Here is an 18,957-nt window from a genome sequence, read left to right as displayed (position 1 = left end):
TATGTCAGGGCCCCCGGTTCAAACATGCCGTCGGCGCTGAAAAAGAGGTGCAGGTGAATGTCCCCCCGTTTTTTGATTCCGCTGATTGCCGGCGTTGTTCTCTCAGGCCCGCTACAGGCCGAAGACGGCACGCCGAAAGGTGTCGTCGAACTCTTCACGTCGCAGGGCTGCTCCTCCTGTCCTCCCGCTGATGCCGCTTTCCGCAAGCTGGTGAACCAGGGCGATGTCATTGCGCTCGCCTATCATGTCGATTACTGGAACTATCTCGGCTGGGCCGATACGCTGAGCTCCAAGGAAAACACCGAGCGGCAGTATGGCTATGCCAAAACGATGGGCCGCAGCAACGTCTACACGCCGCAGGCCATCGTCAATGGACGCGACCATCTGGCCGGCGCCGATCTGAATGGCATCAACAGCAAGATCGACACCTATAGCAGCGAAGGCAACGGGCTGACCGTTCCGATCAGTGCCGCGATGCGCGGCGACGAGCTGGAGATCAAGATCGGCGCGGGACAGGGCAAAGCCAATGTCGTCATGGTCTATTTCGATAAGGAAAAGACGATCGACGTCGAAAAAGGCGAGAACAGCGGCCAGAAGATCTCCTATCTGCACAGCGTCACCAATGTCGAAACCGTCGGCATGTGGGACGGCAAGGCGACCAGTCTGACGCTGCCGGCCAGCGTCCTGCAGCGGCCGCAGCTCGAGGGCTGCGCCATCCTGCTGCAATCGGCGACCGCAGACGGCGATCCGGCGGCGATCCTTGGCGCGACCGTGGTGATGGCTGGCAAAAATATCTGAGATTCATCCGGTTGCGGATGAAGTGCTGGGGCGGCCCGGCCGAGCGTATTCGGGGCTGGGGTTAAGGTCGATACGCTCCGCCGGGCCCTTTGGCGCGCTGGCGCCAAACTGGAATTCATAAATCTCCTGCAAATGAGGCGCTGTTTTGACTGAAATGCGGCGCTGCGGAGAAAGCGTTGACCTGTCCAGCGCATCATGCTTTCCGAAAATCGAACCCAACTTTCGCAAGACATGATGCGCTGACTCAAAGTGCTACAGCGTCCTTGCGCGAGAGACGTGCGGCGGAATGTGACGGCTGGCACTCTTGCAATTTGCGGCGGCTCGGGCAAACTGTCACCCTCCTGTCACATGTGGAGGCCTTGTGAGACTGATGACAGATCAGCCGGATTTGCGACACGGCGAAAGCCGTTCCGTCGACCACAGTTCCTCAGTCGTCGTCGATCTCAGGGAATACAAACAAAGCAAGGACCCGCTTCCGGTGACCTTCCACCGGCGCGAACTGGACGCGATCCTCTGGATCTACGGCCGGATGGTCGGTGATGGTGAATGGCGCGACTACGCCATCGATCACCTGAAGGACAGGGCGGTCTTTTCCGTTTTCAAGCGTTCCGGCGAAATGCCGCTCTTCCGCATCGAGAAAAACCCGAAGCTCGCCGCCAAGCAGGGCGCCTATTCCGTGATCAGCGTCAATGGCACGATCCTGAAGCGTGGTCACGAGCTGAACCAGGTGCTGAAGGTCTTCGACAAGGCCCTGAAGCTCGTCGACAAGTAAGCCATATCAGCCGTTAAACAGCGTGCCGGGATAGACGGACGGGTCCGGATCGGTGCTCATGCCTTCGCCGAGCGCGCGCTGCATGAACATCGTATCCAGCCAGCGGCCGTGCTTGTAGCCGGTGCCCTTCATCAGACCGACCTCCTCGAAGCCGGCCGTGCGATGGAGCGCGATCGATGCGGGGCTGGCGCCGCCGATGACGGCCGCCATCTGACGAAAGCCGCAGGTGGTGCAGCGGATGATCAGTTCGGCGAGCAGCGCCTTGCCGATACGGCGGCCGCGGGCTTGCGGCGCTAGATAAATCGAATCCTCGACCAGCCAGCGATAGGCAGGACGCGTGCGGAAGGCCGAGGCATAGGCGTAGCCGAGCAAGGCCCCGTCCGTGCCGATGGCTGCGATATAGGGATATTGCTGGCCGACGATGGCCGCAAAACGTTGCGCCATCTCGGCCTCGGAGGGCGGCACGATCTCATAGCTCGCGACGCCGTTCAGGACCGATTCGCGATAGATATCGGCAATGGCGGGAATATCGGCGTTCGAAGCATCGCGCAGGAGGAAGGACATTTCAGCAGCATATCCATAAGGGCGGCAAGGGCTTTCTAAAACCATTCCGTGAAAGCCTACGCAACAAAAAAGGCGGCCGAAGCCGCCTTTTCGATCTCAGTCTGCCCTGCTTATTTACGGTTGCCCATGAACTGCAGCAGGAACATGAAGAGGTTGATGAAGTCGAGATAGAGCGTCAGCGCACCCATGATCGCCTTGCGACCGGCCACGGCGACGTCATCGGCTTCCAGGTACAATTCCTTGATCCGCTGCGTATCGTAGGCGGTGAGGCCTGCGAAGATCAGCACGCCGAGCACCGAGATCGCGAACTGCACGGCAGACGACGCCAGGAAGATGTTGACGATCGAGGCGATGATCAGGCCGAACAGACCCATCATCAGAAACGAGCCCATCGCCGACAGGTTACGCTTCGTCGTGTAGCCGTAAAGCGACAGCGCGCCGAAGGAGGCGGCGGTGACGAAGAAGGTCTGAACGACGCTCTGGCCCGTGTAGATCAGGAAGATCGATGAGAGCGACAGGCCGACGAGCGCAGCGTAGACCGCAAAGGTCGTCTGGGCGGCGGCCACCGTCATCGTATTGATCCGGAAGCTCAGGAAGAACACCAGAGCCAGCGGCGCCAGGATGACCACCCACTTCAGCGGGCTCACATAGATCGCCTGACCGAAAGCGGTCAGCTCACCATTGGCGAAGGCGAATTGGAACGACAGATATGCGGCCACACCGGTGATCGCCAGACCCAGCGCCATCAGGTTGTAGACCTTGAGCATATAAGCGCGCAGGCCTTGATCAATCATCTCGCCGGTCTGAGCGCGGCTTTGATAGTTACGAAGATCAGCCATAGTTTCCTCTTACAAGCTCCGATGGAAATACGGTGTCGGGGTTTTCGACCCGGGCGCCGCTGCGGAGCTCCAGCATGCCTGCGGATAATATGAGGCTTTCGCCCTTTGCAAACAAGAGGCTTGCAAAGGCTCGGTCGGTTAAATCGCCGTAAGGTGAAGGGTTTGGGTGCCGCTGCCCGGTCAAAGCTCGCGCAAGACGGGGGCCGCCTTCTGCCCGAGGATGCGCCAGGTGCCGATAAGGCCAATGCCGACGGTCAGGACGAGCGCGGTCACAAGCGTCAGTCCCGCCACGTCGGGCAGAAAGGTCGACGGCAGACGCATGATGCGGGCGACGATGAACCAGGCGGCGACGCTGCCGGCGATCAGCGCGAAGATCGCAGTCGCGAGGCCGAGGATCAGATATTCGTAGCTGAAGGCGCGGATCAGCATGGCGCGCGTGGCACCGAGCGTCTTCAGCACCACCGCATCGTGGGTGCGCGCCCGGTTTCCGGCGGCAAGCGCGCCGGCAAGGACGAGGATCGAGGCGATCAGGGCGACCGAGGCCGCAGCGCGGATTGCGGTCGCGAGCTGTGCGACCAGCTGGTTGACGATATCGATCGCGTCCTTGACGCGCACACTGGTGATCGTCGGATAGGTGTTGGTGACGGATTTCAGGATCGCCGCATCTTCGGCCGGTGTCGAAGAGGGATCGGTCAGCGTCGCCAGCCACGCATGCGGGGCGCCGCGGAAGGTATTCGGCGAGAAAACCATGACGAAATTGATCGACAGCGATTCCCACTCGACGCGGCGCAGATTGGCGATCTTCGCCGTGATGTTGCGGCCGAGCACGTTGACGGTCACCGTATCGCCGAGCTTGAGACCGAGTTCATGCGCCTCTTCCGAGGAGAAGGAGACGAGCGGCTCGCCGCTGTAATCCTTGTCCCACCATTTGCCTTCGGTGAGGGCGGCGTTCTCCGGCAGGTTTTCGGCATAGGTGATGCCGCGATCGCCGTTCAGCACCCAGCGGCCGGCGGCCGGCACGTTCATCTTGGTGACGTCCTCGCCGTTGAAGGCGATGATCCGGCCGCGCAGCATCGGCACTTCGACGAGCTTGCCCTGCGGCGCTTGGCCTTGGACGAGATCGCGGAAGGCGCCGACCTCGGCGCTCTGGATATCGACGAAGAAGAAGTTCGGCGCACCCTCGTTCATGCGGCCGGTCAGCTGCTGGCGCAGGTTCCCGTCGATCAGGGTCAGCGTCACCAGCAATGCGAGGCCAAGGCCGAGCGAGAGCACGACTGAGGGCGTCAGTGCGCCGGGGCGGTGGATGTTGCCGATCGCAAGCCGCAGCGCCGGCGAATTGACGCGCGGGCTGCGGCGCGCGAGCCAGGCGATCAGCGCGGCGACCAGGCGCAGGACGACAAAGGCGAAAACGATCGCGCCGACGAAGACGACGGCGATGAAGCGGTCATAGGCGGTGAGGATGGCAAGGCCGGCAAGGGCGGCCATGAACAGGGCGGCTAGCAGGATGTAGGGCCAGGAGGGCAGGTGGCGGGCCTCGAAGCCTTGCTCGCGGAACAGCGCGGTCGCAGGCACTTCGCGAGCGTGGCCGAGCGGCAGGATGGCAAAGGCGAGCGTCGTCAGGATGCCGAAGAGCGTCGCCAGCAGCAGGGCGCCGGGATAGAGGGTCGGCACGGTCGAGACCGGCAGGAATTGTGCCAGGAATTGCGCGGCAAGCATCGGCGACAGGGCGCCGATGACGAGGCCGATCAGGATCCCGCCGAGAGCGATGATGGCGATCTGGAAGAGATAGATCAGAACGACGACCTGCGCCGGCGCACCGAGACATTTGAAAGTGGCGATGGTGGTGCGTTTGGAATCGAGGAAGGCGCGCACTGCATTGGCGACACCGACGCCGCCGACGATCAGCGCGGTGAGGCCGACCAGCGTCAGGAACTGCGAGAAGCGGGTGATGTTTTCGGTGAGCGAGGGCGCGGCACGGTCGCTGGTGCGGATCGCCCAGCCGGCGGAGGGGAATTCCTTCGAGGCGCGCGCCTGGATGCCCGACATCGCGGCCTTGTCATCCAGCCGGATCTTGTAGGCATGTTCGACCAGGCTTCCCGTCTGGATCAGCCCGGAGGCTTGGAGCGCCTGGCGGCTGACAAGCAGGCGCGGCGCAAAGCCGAAACCTTCCGACAGTGCGTCCGGCTCGGTTTTCACCGTACCGGTGATGCTGAGCTTGACGTTGCCGAGCAGCAATTCGTCGCCGACCGCGAGCCCGAGCCGATCGAGAAGCAGCGGGGCTGCGACCGCGCCATAGGTGCCGCTTTGGCCCGAAAGTAGTGCTGCAAGCGGATAGTTCGGCTCGGCGACGAACTTGCCGTAGAGCGGGTAGGCGTCGTCGACGGCCTTGACCTCGACCAGCGCCTGATCGGACCCGTCAGGCTTGCGGGCCATCGAGCGCAGGCCTGTCGACACCGAAACGGTGCCGAGGCCTTCGAGGAAACCGATTTCCTCAGGCGTGGCTTCGCGGTTGTTGAGTTCGAAACGGACGTCGCCGGCCAGCAGTTCCTGCCCCTGCGAGGCGATCGTGTCGGTGATCGACTGCGAAACGGAATTAACGGCGGCAATGGCGCCGGTGCCGAGCGCGATGCAGGCAAGGAAGATGTAGAAGCCGCGGATGCCGCCGCGCAGCTCGCGCAGCGCCAGGCGAAAAGCGAGCGAGACGCGTGGCGTGATGATCCTCATGCGATCGCCGCTTCGGTGCGGCGGGCGGCGCTGTCGCCTTCGATCCGGCCGGAGCGGACGCGAATCTGGCGCGAGCATCGGTTTGCGAGCGAGACGTCGTGGGTGACGAGAAGCAGGGTCGTGCCGCGTTCAGCCTGCTTGGAGAACAGAAGGTCGGCGATCTGGCGGCCGGTCTCGGTGTCGAGATTGCCGGTCGGCTCGTCGGCGATCAGCAGGGCAGGCGAGGGGGCGAGCGCCCTGGCAATCGCCACGCGCTGCTGTTCACCGCCGGAAAGCTGACCGGGATAGTGGTGCAGCCGTTCGCCGAGCCCGACCGATTTCAGCTCGCGATGAGCGATCTCGAAGGCGTTGCTGACATTGGCGAGCTCGAGCGGCACGGCGACGTTTTCCAGCGCCGTCATGTTGGCGATCAGGTGAAAGGACTGGAAGACGATGCCGATGTTGCGGCCGCGGAAATCGGCGACCTGGTCCTCGCTGAGGCTATGGAGCGGCGTATCGTTGATGTTGATTTCACCGCTGTCGAGCCTTTCCAGCCCGGCAAGCACCATCAGCAGGGTCGATTTGCCGGAACCGGAAGGGCCGACGATGCCAACGGATTCACCGGCCGCGATATCGAGATCGATGCCCTTCAGCACATGGACGGAGGCGGCTGCGCTACCAAGGGTCAGATCGGCGCCCTTCAACTCGATAATGGTTTTTGCCAACAGAAATCGCCCTATATATGTCCGTAATCGAATGGCCGCATAACGGCACTTCGCCAATCTAGGGAAGCTAGCATGAGATTTAAAGTTGCCGCCCTTCAATTCACCGTCATCGCCGTCTCGCTGATCCTTGCCACTGCAGCCAATGCCCGGACAATCAATCTCGTCGGCTTTGGAGACAGTTTGATGGCGGGCTATCAGCTGCCGCTCGGCGACGGCTTTCCAGAAAAGCTGCAGGCGGCCCTGAAGGCGAAGGGGCTCGATGTCACCATTGCCAATGCCGGGGTCTCCGGCGACACGACGACAGCAGGGCTTGCGCGCGTCGACTGGTCGGTGCCCGACGGCACCGATGGCGTCATTCTCGAGCTGGGCGCCAATGATGCGTTGCGTGGTATCCCGCCGGAGGAGAGCGAGAAGAATCTCGATCAGATGATTACCCGGCTAAAGGCGCGCGGGATTGCCGTGCTGCTCGCCGGTATCATAGCGCCGCCGAACATGGGAGCGGATTATGCCGCACGATTCAACCCGATCTATCAGAAACTCTCGGAAAAACATAAGCTTCCACTCTATGCCTTCTTCCTCGACGGCGTCGCGCTGGAGGCCGGGTTGAAGCTTGAAGACGGCATGCATCCAAATGCTAGAGGTGTCGACGTCATGGTCGAAAAGATGGAGCCTGCTGTCACAAATTTCGTCGAAACGATTTCTTCTGTGAAGAAATAGGGGCTTGCGCGGTTATTGATTGCATGATTCCGTGTGAGCACCTGCAAAAGATTCGGGGAGTGCTCGTGATGCCGAGACTGTTTACCGCCCTCGAAATTCCGCGCAATGCGGCGATGAGTCTTTCATTGCTGCGCGGTGGCCTCCCCGGAGCACGATGGATCGATGTGGAGAATTACCACATCACCCTGCGCTTCATCGGTGATGTCGACGGCCGCACGGCCGATGAAATCGTTGAACGCCTCGACCGGATCGACCGGCCGGAATTCCAGTTCCGGCTGGAAGGCATCGGTTCGTTCGGTTCGAAGAAACCACATTCGGTCTGGGCCGGCGTCTCGCAATCGCCTGAAATGTATGCCCTGCAGGGCGAGATCGAGCGCATCTGCCAGCGCATCGGCCTGCCGCCGGATCCCCGCAAATTCATGCCGCATGTGACGCTGGCGCGGCTCAAATCCTCGCGGCTCGACGATGTCGTGCAATATCTGGCCGGACGCGGCAACTTCCACACAGCAACCTTCACCGCACCGCGCTTCGTGCTGCTTTCGTCGCGCGAATCGGTCGGTGGAGGGCCTTACCTCACCGAGGAAGTGTTCCCGCTGCACGAGGCACGCTCGACGCCCAGCGTTTCGAGCAGCCTGCAGCAGCCGGTCAAGAGCCTGGTGTAGACCAACTCGAAACCATCAGGGCCGCCATAATAGGGATCGGGAATATCCTCTCCCGTTCCCAGTGCGGTATCACCGAAAAGGTGGATATTCGCTCCATGCGGCGCGCTCTTTTTGAGCGCCGCCAGGTTGTCGCGGTCCATGGCGAGGATCAGATCGAAATCCCTGAAATCCCTCGACTGAATGCGCCGGGCGCGCTGCCCCGATATGTCGATGCCGTGGTTTTTCGCGGTGGCGATCGAACGCCGGTCGGGCGGATCGCCGTCATGCCAGCCGCCGGTGCCGGCGGAAGCGATGGTAAAATCGCCGGTCAAGCCTGCCTCGGCGACGAGATGGCCAAAAATTCCCTCCGCGAGCGGAGAACGGCATATATTGCCCATGCAAACGAAGAGGATGCTGATGCGTTTCATCGGTAACCTGTCTGACAGAGAAGAGGACCATGGCATGAAAATGGAAAAACTGGAACGGACGGCAGCCGAGGCTGAGCTGGCCGAGCTTTCGGGCTGGGTGCTCAATGATGCGGGTTCGTCGATATCGAAGACGTTCAAGTTCGCAAATTTCGTCGAGGCTTTCGGCTTCATGACGCAGGCAGCGCTTGCGGCCGAGAAGCTCAACCATCATCCCGAATGGTTCAATGTTTATTCCCGGGTGGATGTCACGCTGAACACGCATGATGCCGGCGGGCTGACGGAGCTGGATTTCAAGCTCGCCAAAGCCATGGAGAAGGCTGCGGCGCGACGTGTCGTTTGAAAGCGGGGCCGATTGAAAGACTGGGCGCCGTCACCATATGTTCGCATGGACAAAAGGGATGCAGGGATGGACGAGGTCAAATTCGGGGAAATCCTGTTGCCGGGCGACGAGGACACGCAGAGCCGGCGCGAGAAGACCGTCAGGCAGAAATTCTGGCCGACGTTCCGGCGGGCCGTGCGGCAGATCCCGTTCTCGCGCGATGTCGTCGCCGGTTTCTATTGCGCGCTCGATTCGCAGACGCCAACGAAGGTGCGCGGCGTGCTGCTTGCAGCACTCGCCTATTTCGTCATGCCGATCGACATGATCCCGGATATTTTCGCCGTCATCGGCTTTTCCGACGACATCGCCGTGCTTTCGGCCGCTTTCGCCATGGTGCGCGGCCACATCCGGCCGGGCCACTATGAAGCCGCCGACCGCGTTCTCGCCGATCGGCCGGAAGAAGCGATGAAGACGATTTAAAGCGCATCGCGGCGAGCCTTTTGGCGAGATCGCATCAGGCGATTTCGCGTTCCAGCACCTTGCGGAGCTTGCCGAAGGCAAGTCGGATACGCGACTTTACCGTGCCGAGCGGCAGTCCGGTCGCTTCGGCGATCTCCGAATGCGATTGACCGAGGAAGAAGGCGGCGCGCAGCATGTCGCGCTGTTCCTCCGGCAATTGGCCGACGGCGGCGCGTATCTTGGCGTCGCGATCGTCATTGGCGATCATTTCTTCCGCGCCGATATCGGCCGGCGGTTGCAAGGCCGGATCAGTCTCATCGAAGATGCGGGTATTGGCGCGGCGCTGCATGTCGATGCGGCGGTTGCGGGCAATGCGGAAAAGCCAGGTCGAAAGGGAAGATCGCGTGGCATCGTAGAGCTCTGCCTTGTGCCAGAGCACGATCATGATCTCCTGGACCAGTTCCTCGGCCTCGCCTGATGTCATCCTCTGGCGCATCAGCCAGGCCTTCAGGCGGGGTGCGAAATAGTCGAACAGGATGGAGAAGGCCTGCTGGTCGCGATCGTCCGCGACGGCCTTCGCGAGGGCAGCGAAACGCTGTCTTTCCTCGGCATCCATATCTCCTCACCAGCCCCCTGCGACAATAATTTCGTCCCGGATTTCCAAGTCTTACTGAGGTACAACGGATTTGGGAAAGGTCAAACTCTTGCCTGAATCTTTGTGTCTTAAATTCAGCCGAACGGACGGCCAGTGCCATTGGGGCACGGTGTCGCGGTCGATACCGTCAAAGGGGCGAAAATTGACACTCGAGCTGAAATGACACAGGCACATACAAATCGCAGCTATTGTTGACCATTTGGTAACCTGAATTAAGTCAAAATAAAGCAGATCGTGATTATGCGGCGCCCGCTATGATCGCTTCGGGCCTTGAATCGCAAGAACCGGCAGGAATCCATGTTTGTAAAAAGTATCGTATCCGCTCTCGCACTCACCCTTGTTATGGCCGGAGTTGCGACAGCGCAGCAGGCCGCGCCGAACCGCATCCAGCAGTTCCAGGCGTGGGGCGCTTACTCCTACAAGTCGGGCAACAGCACCGTCTGCTACGTGCTTTCCGTTCCGACGGCAAAGCAGCCGGCAAGCGTCGACCACGGCGACAATTTCTTCATCGTCTCTCAGCGTCCGGGCCAGAACATCTCCTACGAACCGCAGGCGATGATGGGCTACACGGTCAAGGAAAATTCGAAGATCAACGTCGTCATCGACAACAAGACCTTCGTGATGTTCACCAAGGACAAGGCCGGATGGGTCGAGAACGCGGCGCAGGAGCCGGCCCTCGTCGCCGCGATGAAGACCGGTCATTCGATGACGGTCAACGCCGTTTCGCGCAAGGGCACCGGCACCTCCTACAGCTACTCGCTCTCGGGTATCTCGGCTGCGCTGAAGCAGATCGAAACCTGCAAGTAAGCGGTCCTTTAGGCCGAAGAATTTCATGGGCCGGCCTTGCGCCGGCCCATGCCGTTTCCATCTATGGTGACGCGCGGGCAAAATGATGCTAAAGCCGGCGCCAACAGCGGACAGATCGCGATTTCAGTCGCCGTTCCGCCATTCAATTTCTGCCAATGTGCCGTCATGCACCCGCCAGTCTTCCGGCTTAGCCCTGAAGTTCGCAGGGTTTGCGGGGCGGTTACGTGTTCGAATTCGGGATGAAAGACTATGTCCGTCATGGATGCGATTGATGTCATCAAGCCTCAGGCGCCCCGCGCCGCTTCCGGCGTCGAGAAGCCGTCCCTGATTGGGCTGTCGCGTGAGGAGATGGGCGCGGCACTCCGGGAAAAGGGTGTGGCCGAGAAGCAGATCAAGATGCGCGTCTCGCAGCTCTGGAACTGGATCTATGTGCGCGGCGTCTCCGACTTCGACCATATGACGAATGTCGCCAAGGACATGCGGGAGATGCTGAAGCAGCATTTCACCATCGCGCGTCCCGAGATCGTCGAGGAGCAGGTCTCCAACGACGGCACGCGCAAATGGCTGCTGCGCTTTCCGCCGCGGGGCGCCGGGCGTCCCGTCGAGATCGAGGCCGTCTACATTCCGGAAGAGGGCCGCGGCACGCTCTGTCTTTCCAGCCAGGTCGGCTGCACGCTCACCTGTTCCTTCTGTCATACCGGGACGCAGCGTCTGGTGCGCAACCTGACGGCGGAGGAAATTCTTTCGCAGCTGCTGCTTGCCCGCGACCGGCTTGGGGACTTTCCGGACCGTGAAGCGCCGCAGGGTACGATCATGCCTGCCGAGGGCCGTAAGGTCAGCAACATCGTCATGATGGGCATGGGCGAGCCGCTTTATAACTTCGATGCTGTCAAGCAGGCATTGCTGATCGCAACGGATGGTGACGGCCTGTCGCTGTCCAGGCGCCGCGTGACGCTTTCCACTTCTGGCGTTGTGCCGGAGATCTTCCGCACCGGCGAGGAAATCGGCGTCATGCTGGCGATTTCGCTGCATGCGGTGCGCGACGATCTGCGCGACCTTCTGGTGCCGATCAACAAGAAGTACCCGCTGAAGGAGCTGATCGAGGCCTGCCGGTCCTATCCAGGTCTTTCGAACGCGCGGCGCATCACCTTCGAATATGTGATGCTGAAGGATGTCAACGACGGCCTGGAAGACGCCAAGGGGCTGATCAAGCTCCTGAAAGGCGTGCCGGCGAAGATTAACCTCATTCCGTTCAATCCCTGGCCCGGCACCAATTATCAGTGTTCCGACTGGGAGCAGATCGAGAAGTTCGCCGATTTCATCAATTCGGCAGGTTATGCCTCGCCGATCCGTACGCCGCGCGGCCGCGATATTCTTGCCGCCTGCGGCCAGTTGAAATCGGAATCGGAACGCATGCGCAAGACCGAACGTCTGGCCTTCGAGGCGATGATGATCGCCAATCACGGCGCCGACGACTGATCAGCAAGTTTGATCCTTGCTACAATTCTCCGCGATTGATTTCAGGGGGCGCTTTTCCTAAAAGTGCCCCCAAAATCATTCAGGAGGATCCCCATGCGCCCGATTTTGCTCGCTCTTGCCGCCACTTTGGCCCTTTCCCAACCCGCAAAGGCTGATGACGTCACCGTCGCCGTGACGGCGATCGTCGAACATCCGGCGCTGGATGCAGCGCGCAAGGGCGTTCTCGATGCGCTGACGGCCGCCGGCTACAAGGAAGGCGAGAACCTGAAATTCGTGTTCGAATCGGCGCAGGGCAATCCGGCGACGGCAGCCCAGATCGCCCGCCAGTTCGCCGGTGACGAGCCCAATGTCATCGTGCCGATCTCGACGCCATCAGCCCAAGCGGTCGTTTCCTCGACGCGTGACATTCCTGTCGTCTTCACGGCTGTCTCCGATCCGCTCGGCGCCCAGCTCGTCAAGAACATGGACAAGCCCGGCGGCAATGTCACCGGCCTCTCCGATATGTCGCCGGTCGCCGAGCACCTTGCGCTGATCAAGGAAATCCTGCCCGATGTGAAAACCATCGGCTATCTCTACAATTCCGGCGAGGCGAATTCCGTTTCGCTGCTCGCCGTGCTGAAGGCTGAAGCCGAAAAGGCTGGCCTGAAGGTGGTCGAATCGGCCGCCACCAAGTCGGCCGAGGTCCAGGGTGCGGCACGCGCGCTCGTCGGCCGCGCCGACGCGATCTACATTCCGACCGACAACACGATCATCTCCGCGCTCGAAGGCGCTGTCGCGGTGGCCGAAGAGAGCAAGCTGCCGCTCTTTACCGCCGATACGGATTCGGTTTCGCGCGGCTCGATCGCCGCCCTCGGCTTCAACTATTATGATGTCGGCAAGCAGACCGGCGAGATCGTCGTGCGTGTGCTGAAGGGCGAGAACCCGGGCGATATCGCGGTCAAGACTGCCGCCGGCAGCGACCTCGTCGTCAACAAGGCTGCGGCCGAGAAGATGGGCGTCACCCTGCCGCAGAGCGTGCTTTCCCGCGCTACCAAAGTCATCGAATAAACAAGGCGACTGCCGTCGCTGATCGAGTTTGCAGCCGCTCCGTTCCACACGGGGGCGGCTGATGGTATTAAAAGCCTGATATTTCGCGCAGGGCGCGGAGCGGAAACGGACAGAAGAGGGGCGGAAGCCTTGAGCCAAATCGCATTCTGGGGGGCCGTCGAACTCGGACTGGTCTATTCCTTCGTCGCCCTTGGGGTCTATCTCGCCTTCCGTGTTCTGGATTTCCCCGACCTGACGGTCGACGGCTCCTTTCCGCTTGGTGCAGCGGTGACGGCCGTGCTGATCATTGCCGGTGTCAATGCTTGGCTTGCGGCTCTGATCGCCATGGCGGCGGGTGCCGCCGCGGGCATGGTGACAGCACTGCTCAACGTGCGCTTCAAGATCCTCAATTTGCTTGCCTCGATCCTGACGATGATCGCACTGTTTTCTGTCAATCTGCGCGTGATGGGCAAACCCAATGTCGCCCTCATCAATGCCGACACGATGATCAGCCCGTTCTTCGGCCATGGCCTTCGCGATTTCTACGTGCGGCCGCTCTTCGTCGGTGTTCTCGTCGTCGTCGCGCTCATCCTGGTCTGGCGTTTCCTGGAAAGCGATGCCGGCCTGGCAATGCGGGCGACCGGCGCCAATCCAAGAATGGCGCGGGCCCAGGGCGTCGATACCAGCCGGCAGATCTATCTCGGCATGGCGATCTCGAATGCGCTGGTGGCGCTCGGCGGCGCGCTGTTTGCCCAGACGAACGGCTTTGCCGATGTCACCTCGGGCGTCGGCACGATCGTCGTCGGTCTCGCTGCCGTTATCATCGGCGAGACGCTGCTTGGGCGGCGCGGTCTGCTGATCGCGTTGATCGGCTGCGTGCTTGGCTCGATCCTCTATCGCATCGCAATCCAGCTGGCGCTTTCGAGCGACGTCATCGGCCTGCAGGCGTCCGACCTCAATTTCGTCACCGCCGTGCTGGTGACCGTGGCGCTCATCCTTCCCCGTTTGCGCGGGGGTGCCGCGTCGTGATCAACCTCAAGAACATCAAGGTCGTCTTCGGGCGCGGCACGCCGCTGCAGAAGCAGGCGCTCTCGGGTGTCAGCCTGACGATCGAGGAAGGCTCCTTCGTCACCGTCATCGGCTCGAACGGCGCCGGCAAATCGACGCTGCTCGGCGTGCTCGCCGGCGATGTGCTGGCAAGCGAAGGACAGGTGCTGATCGGCAATAGCGACGTGACGCGCAAGACGACGGCGGCGCGCGCCGGACTTGTCGCCCGTGTCTTTCAGGACCCGCTGACCGGAAGCTGCGGTGCCTTGTCGATCGAGGAGAACCTGGCGCTTGCGGCGCGCCGCGGCGAACGGCGCGGGCTCGTTTCGGCGCTTGGCGCAAAACGGCGCGACCATTTTCGCGAGAGGATCGCCGAGCTCAATCTCGGGCTCGAGAACCGCATGAAGGACCGCATGGACCTGCTTTCCGGCGGCCAGCGGCAGGCGGTCTCGCTTGTCATGGCGACGCTGGCGGGCTCGGAGGTGCTGCTGCTCGACGAACATACGGCGGCCCTCGACCCCGGGATGGCAGAATTCATCATGGGCCTGACCCAGAAAATCGTTTCCGAGCGCAAGTTGACGACGCTGATGGTGACGCATTCGATGCGCCAGGCGCTCGACTATGGCCACCGGACGGTGATGCTGCATGGCGGTGAGATCGTGCTCGACGTTGCCGGCGACAGCCGCAAGACATTGCAGGTCGAGGATCTGATCGCGATGTTCCGCAAGATGCGCGGCCAGACGCTGGATGACGATGCGTTGCTGATCGGTTAGCGGGCAGCTGATCATTTCACGACCGCGGGCGGACCGTTTCACGACCGCGGGCGGATCGATCAAACGACCGCGGGCGGATTGCTGCTGAAACACGAGCGGCGCTGCGATCCAAATATCAAATCTTCTGCTGAAAGAAGATGATATCGGTGATCATATGCCGCTCGTCCTCAGAGGCTAGAGCCTTTCCTGGCCAGATTGAAGCATTCTGTTGGCTCAAACGGAGTCGGATGGTCGACCGGCCGGCGCGCGTCGTAGCCAAGCTCTACGGCCAAGCCGGCCGGTCGATCAGGCGGCCCGTTTCAGCCAACCCGAAGGGCCGGGCATCTTTGCGCCAGGATCAGAGGCGATCGGCTCGGACGTACCAAGGGGTATGCCCTTCGCCAATCGCCTCTGCCCTGACGAAAACCTGCTCCGGCAGAATGATTCAATCTAACCCGGAAAGGCTCTAGGGGACCGTCATCAAGAGCAGACTTCCACCAGCACGCGATGGCCGTACTGGTTGAGCCATTCCGGTTGGCACTGTTCCGGGTAATAGTCGTCATCGCCGAAGAACAGACGATTTCTATCATGGAAGGCGAAACGGCCGTCGCGATGTCCGCCAAAAGGGCCGGCTCCGCCGAAATTATGCGCTCCGAAGCCGCGATCGGCGAAATTGCCGCCGCCCATATGGGAACCGCCGCCGAAGTGGCCGCCATCACGCGAGAAGCCGCCACCGCCATGGCCTCCGCCGCCGTGAGCTAAGGCAGGTGTTGTCGCTGTAAGGGACGTGGCGGCAAACGTCAGCGCAACAACCCCTGCTGTTATGATATTGCGGAACGTAATCATGGACTTATCCTTTCAAGGTAGCTCTTCGTGAGCCGTAAAGGACATGTGGGCAGCGAAGGTGGCGTGGCCTAGCCACAATTGCCGACTTACGATCATATGTTGATCACAAGTAATCGCGCGAAAGGCATGGAATAATTTTGGAAGACGACGAAATTCGCAGTCACTGCCTGCTCCGGCATGGCGTCTCGCGAGTATTGGTGTAGTTGGCGGCGGATCGTTTCACGACCGCGGGCGGATCGATAAGCCGACCGCGGGCGGATTGCTGCGCAACCGCGGGATTGCTTCGCAACCGCGGCTATCTCGCCTGGGTGAGCAGGATCTTCGCGGCAAAGATCGAGAAGACGCCGGCGAAGGTGTAATCCATGCCGCGCAGCACTTTCTTGTTGTTCTGCAGCCAGGAGGCCAGCCAGTCGGCGGCAAAGACGACGCTGGCATTGACCGGCATGCCGATCAGGATGAAGCAGAAGCCGAGGAAAAGCAGCTTTTGGGTGACGGCGGGATCGCCGGCGCTGACGAATTGCGGCAGGAAGGTCATGAAGAAGATGATGACCTTGGGGTTCAGAAGATTGACCCAGAAGCCTGACGAGATGTTCGAAAGGGCGGTGCCCTTCTGCTCCTCGACCTTGGCGACGGTGAGCTTCGAGCCGAAGCGGATCGCCTGCACCGCCAGCCAGAGCAGATAGGCGGCACCCCCGGTCTTCAGGATCAGGAAGGCGGTCGGCGAGGCGGTGATCAGCGCCGAAATGCCGAAAGCGACCAGCATGGTGTGGACGACGATGCCGAGGCTGGTGCCGACGACGACGAAGAGGGCCGCCTTCTTGCCCTGGGCCAGCGCACGGCTGATCGACAGCGTCATGTCGGGGCCGGGGGTTGCCGCAAGCAGCAGCGTCGCGGCGGCAAAGGCGAGAAGGGTCGGCAGGCTGGGCAGAAAATCCATGACACACTCTGAAAGCCGGAAAGGATCTGGGGATCTCTTACCCGGCTTTCAGAAAATTACCAATCAAACCTTCTGATGGCGCCGATTACTTCTGGTCGAGGAAGGCCTTGAACTTGTCGGCGTAGTCCTTGTGCCAGCGTGACAGCGGCGGACGGTTCTCGATGATATCGCCGGCCGCCCAGGCCATCCGGCGCTCGTCGACCGGACGCGCGACGTCGTTGTCGGGGCAGAGAATATAGAAATCGCTGCGTTCGAGGCTTTCGACCATGAAATCGACGGTCTGTTCCGGCGTCCAGGCGGCAGCCGGTTTTTCGGCGCGGTCGCCCTTGGTAAGGCCGGTGAAGACGAAGCCGGGGATCAGAAGATGGGCGGAGATCTTTCCGCCTTCGGTGTTGCGAAGCTCATGCTGCAAGGCTTCGGTGAAGACTTTCACACCTGATTTGGAGATGTTGTAGGCGGGGTTGCCGGGCGGCGTGGTGATGCCCTGCTTGGAGCCGGTGTTGATGATCAGGCCTGGCTCGCCATGCGACAGCATCTTCGGACCGAAGGTGCGCGTGCCGTTGATCACGCCCATCAGATTGACGGCGAAGATATTGTCCCAGTTCGCCTGCGGGCTGAAGATCGAGGTTTCCGGGCCGATGCCGGCATTGTTCATCAGCACGTGCACACGGCCGAAACGCTGGAGCACGGCGCGTTCGAGCGCTTCCAGAGATTCCTTGACTGCGACGTCGGTCTCGACCGCCATCACATTTTCCTCGCCGGCAATGGCCTTGAGTTCGTTGGCGGCGTCGGCCAGCCGATCGCCGCCGAGATCGGCAATGGCGACGCTCATGCCGCGTCCGGCGAAATATTTCGCCGCGGCAAGGCCGATGCCGGAGGCGCCGCCGGTGATGACGGCAACATTGGATTTCTTGAAAATGTCTTGAATATTCGTCACGGGGCAGCCTCTCCTCGAGCATTTGCGGACGCTGGCGAATATGGGCTCTGCTTTCGCGGTGTCAAACGGTATCGGCACCATCGCCGTCGCACTTGGTCTTGCGTCACGCGCCAATCTCGCTAAAAGTGCCGCGACACCGGGTTTTGCCGGCCTTATGCAACGGACCTCATCATCATGGCATCATACAAAGACGTGAAGAAAGTCGTTCTCGCCTATTCCGGCGGCCTCGACACCTCGATCATCCTGAAGTGGCTGCAGACGGAGCTCGGCGCCGAAGTCGTCACCTTCACCGCCGATCTCGGCCAGGGCGAAGAGCTGGAGCCGGCGCGCAAGAAGGCCGAGATGCTCGGCATCAAGGAGATCTACATCGAGGATGTGCGCGAGGAATTCGTCCGCGATTTCGTCTTCCCGATGTTCCGTGCCAATGCCGTCTACGAAGGCGTCTACCTGCTCGGGACCTCGATCGCCCGTCCTCTGATTTCCAAGCATCTGATTGATATCGCCCGCAAGACGGGTGCGGATGCGATCGCTCACGGCGCGACCGGCAAGGGCAACGACCAGGTCCGTTTCGAACTGTCCGCCTATGCCCTGAACCCCGACATCAAGATCATCGCGCCGTGGCGCGACTGGGCGTTCAAGAGCCGCACCGATCTGCTGGCCTTTGCCGAACAGCATCAGATCCCGGTTGCCAAGGACAAGATGGGCGAGGCGCCGTTCTCCGTCGATGCCAACCTTCTGCATTCCTCCTCCGAGGGCAAGGTTCTTGAGGACCCCTCCCAGGAGGCGCCTGAATATGTGCATATGCGCACCATTTCGCCTGAGGCTGCACCCGACAAGGCAACGACCATCAAGGTCGGTTTCGAAAAGGGTGATGCGGTTTCGATCAACGGCGTGCGCATGAGCCCGGCGACGCTCTTGGCTGCGCTCAACAATTATGGCCGCGACAACGGTATCGGCCGTCTCGACCTCGTCGAGAACCGCTTCGTCGGCATGAAGTCGCGCGGCGTCTATGAGACACCAGGCGGCACCATCCTGCTTTCGGCGCATCGCGCCATCGAATCGATCACGCTCGACCGCGGTGCCGCCCATCTCAAGGACGAGATCATGCCGCGTTACGCCGAGCTGATCTATTACGGTTTCTGGTTCTCGCCGGAGCGCGAGATGCTGCAGGCGCTGATCGACAAGAGCCAGGAGCATGTCGAAGGTGAAGTAACGCTGAAGCTCTACAAGGGTAATGTCATGGTCATCGGCCGTGAAAGCGAAAAGTCGCTCTATTCCGACAAGCTCGTTACCTTCGAGGACGATCAGGGCGCCTACGACCAGAAGGATGCGGCCGGCTTCATCAAGCTTAACGCGCTGCGCCTGCGCACGCTCGCCAAGCGCAACCTCGTGAAGTAATCACGGTTCGCTTTTGAACTGGATATGAGCCCGCCGGTATTGCCGCGCGGGCTTTTTCGTGGAGTGAGGTGGCAAACGCCACCAAACTCTAGAGCGTTCTGGATGGCC

The 18,957-nt window shown here is 61.2% G+C and carries 21 protein-coding genes; 12 read left to right on the top strand and 9 right to left on the bottom strand.

Going from position 1 to position 18,957, the window contains the following annotated elements:
* Window positions 1–57: 57 nt before the first annotated feature.
* Together HX898_RS13480 and HX898_RS13475 are read left to right on the top strand one after the other, a co-directional pair.
* A complete protein-coding gene (locus tag HX898_RS13480; protein ID WP_003543652.1) occupies window positions 58–798 on the top strand; it encodes a thioredoxin family protein in 741 nt (246 codons plus the stop codon).
* A 370-nt stretch (window positions 799–1,168) separates the two neighbouring features.
* Window positions 1,169–1,570: a DUF2794 domain-containing protein gene (locus HX898_RS13475; protein WP_129422205.1), complete on the top strand. Its 402-nt coding sequence runs from the start codon at window positions 1,169–1,171 to the stop codon at window positions 1,568–1,570.
* Between the two features lie 6 nt (window positions 1,571–1,576).
* On the opposite strand, the gene HX898_RS13470 is transcribed toward HX898_RS13475, so the two are convergent.
* The 4 genes from HX898_RS13470 to HX898_RS13455 form a co-directional block, all read right to left on the bottom strand.
* Window positions 1,577–2,134 carry a GNAT family N-acetyltransferase gene (locus HX898_RS13470; RefSeq protein WP_180194865.1) on the bottom strand — a complete coding sequence of 186 codons (558 nt, stop codon included), beginning with the start codon at window positions 2,132–2,134 and terminating at the stop codon, window positions 1,577–1,579.
* Between the two features lie 110 nt (window positions 2,135–2,244).
* A complete protein-coding gene (locus tag HX898_RS13465) occupies window positions 2,245–2,973 on the bottom strand; it encodes a Bax inhibitor-1/YccA family protein (RefSeq protein WP_012759353.1) in 729 nt (242 codons plus the stop codon).
* Window positions 2,974–3,153: 180 nt separating this feature from the next.
* Entirely contained in the window at window positions 3,154–5,697 is a 2,544-nt protein-coding gene (locus HX898_RS13460) for an ABC transporter permease (RefSeq protein ID WP_180194864.1), read from the bottom strand.
* The gene (locus tag HX898_RS13455) at window positions 5,694–6,401 is read right to left on the bottom strand and encodes an ABC transporter ATP-binding protein (protein WP_180194863.1); all 708 of its coding nucleotides are present in this window, start codon (window positions 6,399–6,401) and stop codon (window positions 5,694–5,696) included. Before HX898_RS13455 ends, HX898_RS13460 begins: the two co-directional genes overlap by 4 nt.
* Window positions 6,402–6,473: 72 nt before the next feature.
* Between HX898_RS13455 and HX898_RS13450 the strand changes: the two genes are divergently transcribed.
* Both HX898_RS13450 and thpR read left to right on the top strand, forming a co-directional pair.
* A complete protein-coding gene (locus tag HX898_RS13450; protein WP_180194862.1) occupies window positions 6,474–7,118 on the top strand; it encodes an arylesterase in 645 nt (214 codons plus the stop codon).
* A 68-nt stretch (window positions 7,119–7,186) separates the two neighbouring features.
* Window positions 7,187–7,780, top strand: a complete 594-nt coding sequence (gene thpR / locus HX898_RS13445; protein ID WP_003543644.1) for an RNA 2',3'-cyclic phosphodiesterase — start codon at window positions 7,187–7,189, stop codon at window positions 7,778–7,780.
* Here the strand turns inward: thpR and HX898_RS13440 are convergent.
* Complete coding sequence (locus tag HX898_RS13440; protein WP_138331833.1) at window positions 7,687–8,187, bottom strand: low molecular weight protein-tyrosine-phosphatase; 501 nt, start codon at window positions 8,185–8,187, stop codon at window positions 7,687–7,689. The genes thpR and HX898_RS13440 overlap by 94 nt on opposite strands.
* Before the next feature lie 34 nt (window positions 8,188–8,221).
* Here HX898_RS13440 and HX898_RS13435 point away from each other — a divergent pair, with 34 nt between their 5' ends.
* Window positions 8,222–8,527, top strand: a complete 306-nt coding sequence (locus HX898_RS13435; protein ID WP_138331832.1) for a 4a-hydroxytetrahydrobiopterin dehydratase — start codon at window positions 8,222–8,224, stop codon at window positions 8,525–8,527.
* Window positions 8,528–8,593: 66 nt separating this feature from the next.
* Entirely contained in the window at window positions 8,594–8,986 is a 393-nt protein-coding gene (locus tag HX898_RS13430) for a YkvA family protein (protein WP_138389449.1), read from the top strand.
* A gap of 34 nt (window positions 8,987–9,020) precedes the next feature.
* Here the strand turns inward: HX898_RS13430 and HX898_RS13425 are convergent, their stop codons facing one another.
* Window positions 9,021–9,581: a sigma-70 family RNA polymerase sigma factor gene (locus tag HX898_RS13425; protein WP_138389450.1), complete on the bottom strand. Its 561-nt coding sequence runs from the start codon at window positions 9,579–9,581 to the stop codon at window positions 9,021–9,023.
* 336 nt (window positions 9,582–9,917) lie between these two features.
* Here HX898_RS13425 and HX898_RS13420 point away from each other — a divergent pair, with 336 nt between their 5' ends.
* From HX898_RS13420 to HX898_RS13400, 5 genes are all read left to right on the top strand, one after another.
* Window positions 9,918–10,427 carry an invasion associated locus B family protein gene (locus tag HX898_RS13420; protein WP_017962430.1) on the top strand — a complete coding sequence of 170 codons (510 nt, stop codon included), beginning with the start codon at window positions 9,918–9,920 and terminating at the stop codon, window positions 10,425–10,427.
* 249 nt (window positions 10,428–10,676) lie between these two features.
* Window positions 10,677–11,906 (top strand): 23S rRNA (adenine(2503)-C(2))-methyltransferase RlmN, encoded by a 1,230-nt coding sequence (rlmN, locus tag HX898_RS13415; RefSeq protein ID WP_138389451.1) that lies wholly within the window; start codon window positions 10,677–10,679, stop codon window positions 11,904–11,906.
* 93 nt (window positions 11,907–11,999) lie between these two features.
* Window positions 12,000–12,953, top strand: coding sequence for an ABC transporter substrate-binding protein (locus HX898_RS13410; protein ID WP_180194861.1), 954 nt, complete (start codon window positions 12,000–12,002; stop codon window positions 12,951–12,953).
* A gap of 129 nt (window positions 12,954–13,082) precedes the next feature.
* Window positions 13,083–13,961 carry an ABC transporter permease gene (locus HX898_RS13405; RefSeq protein WP_138331827.1) on the top strand — a complete coding sequence of 293 codons (879 nt, stop codon included), beginning with the start codon at window positions 13,083–13,085 and terminating at the stop codon, window positions 13,959–13,961.
* Window positions 13,958–14,752: an ABC transporter ATP-binding protein gene (locus HX898_RS13400; RefSeq protein ID WP_105007624.1), complete on the top strand. Its 795-nt coding sequence runs from the start codon at window positions 13,958–13,960 to the stop codon at window positions 14,750–14,752. Before HX898_RS13405 ends, HX898_RS13400 begins: the two co-directional genes overlap by 4 nt.
* 459 nt (window positions 14,753–15,211) lie before the next feature.
* Here HX898_RS13400 and HX898_RS13395 read toward each other — a convergent pair whose 3' ends face one another.
* The 3 genes from HX898_RS13395 to HX898_RS13385 form a co-directional block, all read right to left on the bottom strand.
* The gene (locus tag HX898_RS13395; protein WP_138389454.1) at window positions 15,212–15,577 is read right to left on the bottom strand and encodes a hypothetical protein; all 366 of its coding nucleotides are present in this window, start codon (window positions 15,575–15,577) and stop codon (window positions 15,212–15,214) included.
* A gap of 295 nt (window positions 15,578–15,872) precedes the next feature.
* Entirely contained in the window at window positions 15,873–16,514 is a 642-nt protein-coding gene (locus tag HX898_RS13390) for a LysE family translocator (RefSeq protein ID WP_017962425.1), read from the bottom strand.
* An 85-nt stretch (window positions 16,515–16,599) separates the two neighbouring features.
* On the bottom strand, window positions 16,600–17,451 hold the full coding sequence (locus tag HX898_RS13385) for an SDR family NAD(P)-dependent oxidoreductase (RefSeq protein WP_138331825.1): 852 nt from the start codon (window positions 17,449–17,451) through the stop codon (window positions 16,600–16,602).
* Window positions 17,452–17,625: 174 nt separating this feature from the next.
* On the opposite strand from HX898_RS13385, the gene HX898_RS13380 reads away from it, so the two are divergent.
* Window positions 17,626–18,849 (top strand): argininosuccinate synthase, encoded by a 1,224-nt coding sequence (locus HX898_RS13380; protein ID WP_138331824.1) that lies wholly within the window; start codon window positions 17,626–17,628, stop codon window positions 18,847–18,849.
* The last annotated feature ends 108 nt before the right edge of the window (window positions 18,850–18,957 follow it).

Origin of the sequence: Rhizobium sp. WYCCWR 11128 (assembly GCF_013416305.1) — a bacterium.
Taxonomy (GTDB): Bacteria; Pseudomonadota; Alphaproteobacteria; order Rhizobiales; family Rhizobiaceae; genus Rhizobium; species Rhizobium indicum.
This window is presented reverse-complemented; position numbering and strand designations above follow the sequence as displayed.